Origin of the sequence: Azospirillum griseum (genome assembly GCF_003966125.1) — a bacterium.
GTDB lineage: Bacteria > Pseudomonadota > Alphaproteobacteria > Azospirillales > Azospirillaceae > Azospirillum > Azospirillum griseum.
The window spans coordinates 1-3,478 of sequence record NZ_RXMA01000074.1 but is presented as its reverse complement, the minus strand read 5'-3'; the positions used below and the strand labels follow the sequence as shown (position 1 = coordinate 3,478).

General features: G+C 60.1%; 6 protein-coding genes. 3 read left to right on the top strand and 3 right to left on the bottom strand.

Features of this window, described 5'->3' with window-relative positions; genetic code table 11:
* Positions 1 to 290: 290 nt before the first annotated feature.
* The 3 genes from EJ903_RS27125 to EJ903_RS26035 form a co-directional block, all read right to left on the bottom strand.
* Positions 291 to 575, bottom strand: a complete 285-nt coding sequence (locus EJ903_RS27125) for an XRE family transcriptional regulator (RefSeq protein WP_158628025.1) — start codon at positions 573 to 575, stop codon at positions 291 to 293.
* 11 nt (positions 576 to 586) lie between these two features.
* Positions 587 to 979 carry a hypothetical protein gene (locus tag EJ903_RS27120; RefSeq protein ID WP_158628024.1) on the bottom strand — a complete coding sequence of 131 codons (393 nt, stop codon included), beginning with the start codon at positions 977 to 979 and terminating at the stop codon, positions 587 to 589.
* A gap of 250 nt (positions 980 to 1,229) precedes the next feature.
* On the bottom strand, positions 1,230 to 1,856 hold the full coding sequence (locus EJ903_RS26035) for a recombinase family protein (RefSeq protein WP_126620779.1): 627 nt from the start codon (positions 1,854 to 1,856) through the stop codon (positions 1,230 to 1,232).
* Positions 1,857 to 1,962: 106 nt separating this feature from the next.
* On the opposite strand from EJ903_RS26035, the gene EJ903_RS26030 reads away from it, so the two are divergent.
* The 3 genes from EJ903_RS26030 to EJ903_RS26020 all read left to right on the top strand — a co-directional run bounded on the left by EJ903_RS26030 (position 1,963) and on the right by EJ903_RS26020 (position 3,441).
* On the top strand, positions 1,963 to 2,238 hold the full coding sequence (locus EJ903_RS26030; RefSeq protein WP_126620778.1) for a hypothetical protein: 276 nt from the start codon (positions 1,963 to 1,965) through the stop codon (positions 2,236 to 2,238).
* Between the two features lie 49 nt (positions 2,239 to 2,287).
* Positions 2,288 to 2,656: a hypothetical protein gene (locus tag EJ903_RS26025; RefSeq protein WP_126620777.1), complete on the top strand. Its 369-nt coding sequence runs from the start codon at positions 2,288 to 2,290 to the stop codon at positions 2,654 to 2,656.
* 299 nt (positions 2,657 to 2,955) lie between these two features.
* The gene (locus EJ903_RS26020) at positions 2,956 to 3,441 is read left to right on the top strand and encodes a hypothetical protein (RefSeq protein ID WP_126620776.1); all 486 of its coding nucleotides are present in this window, start codon (positions 2,956 to 2,958) and stop codon (positions 3,439 to 3,441) included.
* Positions 3,442 to 3,478 lie beyond the last annotated feature (37 nt).

The window sequence follows — 3,478 nt, the reverse complement described above, 5'->3', positions numbered from 1 at the left end:
GCGGGAGTTGGCTTCAGCACCCAAATTCTACGCCCGATCAACGGTTTGCGCTACACCCGCCAACCCTGGTGCATAATTGCGGCTAGGTGCTTCCCATCGTAACGTCCGTGGCCGAATGCGAACGTCGATCCGCATAGGTCGCAACATGCTGTCGGCGTTGATTTGACAGTCAACGGTGTCTCCTTTTCCAGGGTCAGGGCACCGCGTTCTGGCGCAGCTCAATAGCGATCTCGGTGATCGCGGCCGCGACGCTATCGAGCGAACCGCACACCACTGTGCCCCGATCATTATCAGGCTGCGCTGCTCAGCCGATATTCGGTCTTGATCTCGGCACCAAACACGGCCAAAGCCCGATTGATCCGTTCGACGCCGAACCGGTTCAGACGACCGGCCATCATCTCGGAGACATGGGGCGGCTCAAGATCGGCTTTCCGAGCCAGTTCGGCCTGGGACATACCGGTCTCATGCAGCTTGGCACGAAGGAACTCGATGGCCTCCTGTTTCACGGCCAGCAGTTCCGGTTCCGGCAGTCCCGCATCCCGGAATGGGTTGGTGGTCCTCTTAATCAGGCTCATGGAAATCCTCCTCAACGCTTTTGCGGCGGCCACGGCTCGGTTTGCTGGTTCAAACGGAACAGTTCGCGATCGAGTGCCCGGTAGCGGTTCTGGACCTCGCCGATGATCGACGGCGGGGTATCGAGGCCCCGGTGGACGAACAGGCAGACCAGATCGTCGCCCTTGATGGCGACCACGGCCGTCCATCCCTGAAGGAAATCGCTCGGGTCATGACCCAGCTCGACGCGGACGCAATGCTCTCCGGCTTCCTTCATCTCGACGATCCGGACCGAGCTGCGCCCGTCGAAAACCTCAGGCTGCTTCGCGACGCTGGCTAACAGGGACAGGATCATCACCGCATCGTCGGTGCCTAAGGCCCCGATTTCCTGCGCGACGTCTCCGAAGAAGGCAAAGTTCCGTTTCATGTCGCAATGTTACCATTAAGTGGTAATATAAGCAAGGGTGCCACGCTACCCGATGGGGCCTCCATAGACCCGAGTGTTTTGGGCCGGGCCAAATGTGGCCAGTCCAGCGCCGTTGGCACCGCGCATTTCCGCCTACCACTTCGCGCCGATCGTCGCGTCGGGACCGGGCGGGCCGAAGCCACGCGACCTAAACCGCCCACACTCCTGACAGAGGTGGTCGCTCAGATCGGGCCGAACCAACGTCACCTCCTCAGGCTTTCGCGGGACCGCGCCGACCACGCTTGCTCATCATGCCGCGCTCGCCGAACCGGCGGTCAAACCAGCTCATGGACCGGCCATACTTCTTCGCCACCTCGGAACGGCTCATGGCGACATTCTCAAGCCAGTCTTTGCGGGCCAATGGTTCGATTTCTGGTGCCAGGTCGTTACCCTTCCGTCCGCCCTTCACGCCGCGAGCAGCCTTGACCTCTGCCGCCTTGCGGATGCGCTCTCGCTTCAGCAGCGTTTCAGCTTCTGCGGCGTCATCAAGGATGACGTGAGCCGGCGTCGAGGCGTCGTAGACCTTGCCGGTATCGACAGCCACCACGCCGCAACCCTTTGCGGCGACGGCCGAGATGGTCCGCGCAATATCGATGGCGCTGATTCCGAGCCGGTCGAGCGACGGGACGACGATGCGGCTACCCTCGTGGATTTGGCGGATGACCAATGCACGCTCTTCCAGGGCGTCGGGGGCAGCGGCCCGATGCTGCCGCTTCGGCGGTAGTCGGTCAGCGTAGACCAAATCGGCGCGAGTCACCCCGGCCCCTCGTACTGCTGCCTCTTGAGCGGCCAAGTCGGGACCGTTGCGCGTCTCACGGATATACCCTCGGTCTGCCATGCTCTTTTATTATGTCTCGTTTCTCGAAAGCCCTTGCATCATGCCACGAGTTATGCGACATTACAACTACGAACACGGCGCGACGCCACGGACAATGGAGACACGGATGACCCCACACAGCCAAAAGGGCTTTCCTATGTACTCCATTCCGTCCCACCTCATCCCGAACCTCATCGCCGATCTTGACGGCGAGCACGCCATAAAGGTGGCAGCGGCTTGCTTTCGACAGGGCGCGGCAGATGAAGTCCAGGTCGATTTCTTCCGTCTTTGGGGGCGGGTGATCCGTCGCTCATATAACGGTCGGACGTCTGTTTCGACTTACCATTTCATCGACGGCGAGGACCTCGAAATCTTCGACACTTACTATCCGGGGCGGCAGTAGGCCACCCCTTCTACCAACCGCCAGATGAGATGGAGTAATGATGTCGCTCATGGTCGATGAGAAGGGCAGCGCGAAGACCTACGCCATCGTGGACGTCTGCGCACAGACGCTCGTCGCGGGCTGCCATACGATCCAAGATGCCATGAAGGCGGAGCGCACCCTTGGTGGTGAACTGGCGATCCACAACGTCACCCACCCCAAGTGCCCAGACTGGCTCAAGGCCATGATCATGGCGGATGCAGCCTATTGTGCGGCGCGGGCCGCCGAATACCAGGACAGGTCCGGCGACCTGCGCCGGAAGGCCGCTGCCATCATTGAAGAGGCGGATCAGGCGCAAGCCATTTCCGACCGCTATGCGCAAGCGGCCGAGAATGCCGCCTCCGCCGAAGCGGCCAGCGCGCGCGTCGCGCCGCGCTGATCCTCCACCAACAGCCGGCAACGAGGTATTTGGGCATGGGTTTAATTCAGCGCTTACGGGACCGATTTATTGCCAATCCTGCTGCGTGGCTCATTGGAGTGCTGTTGGCGGTTTCCGTATACAGCCACTATCGAACTGGCCGGGACTTGCAGCGTGTTTGTGATCTTTTGGGAGGCCATGATTTCCGGGTGAAACACCCACGCACGGCTCAGCAAGAGATCGACAACATCTGCATCGACCGCGAGCCGGTTGATGGCGAGAGTCAGTAAAAATCCAGCTCCCATATGTTGAGCGAGAACATGGCCGAGGCAGAGCGCATGATTGAGCAGCGAAATGTGCAAATGTGCGTCTATTGCGGTGTAGAAGCTGGAACCACCCGCGACCATGTGCCGCCGAAGAGCATTTTCCCACCGGGTGATCGGAAGGACTTGGTTACGGTGCCTGCCTGCGAAAAATGCAATGGCGGGGCATCGAGCCTCGACGAAGAATTCAAAGCAATGTTGAACCTGAAGGCTGGCAGCGAGCATCCGGCGAGCCGCAGCCTATGGGATGGATCGACGCTGCGCGGTATCAAACGAAACCGTCGCTTTCTCTCCACCCTTCGCAGTCGCATGCTGACGGCTCACCTCGAATTTCCCAATGGCGAGGTCACAAAGAACCAGCGGTTGATTAATTGGGGTGGCGAGAGTCATGACCGTACGGTAGAGCGCATAGCCCGGGGACTACATTTTCATGACATTGGTGCACAAATCGGCAGACTGGCAATCGAAGAGGGCTGCGGGTAAAGGATTGGCCCCTTCTGGAGCCGAGAGTCGGATGCCG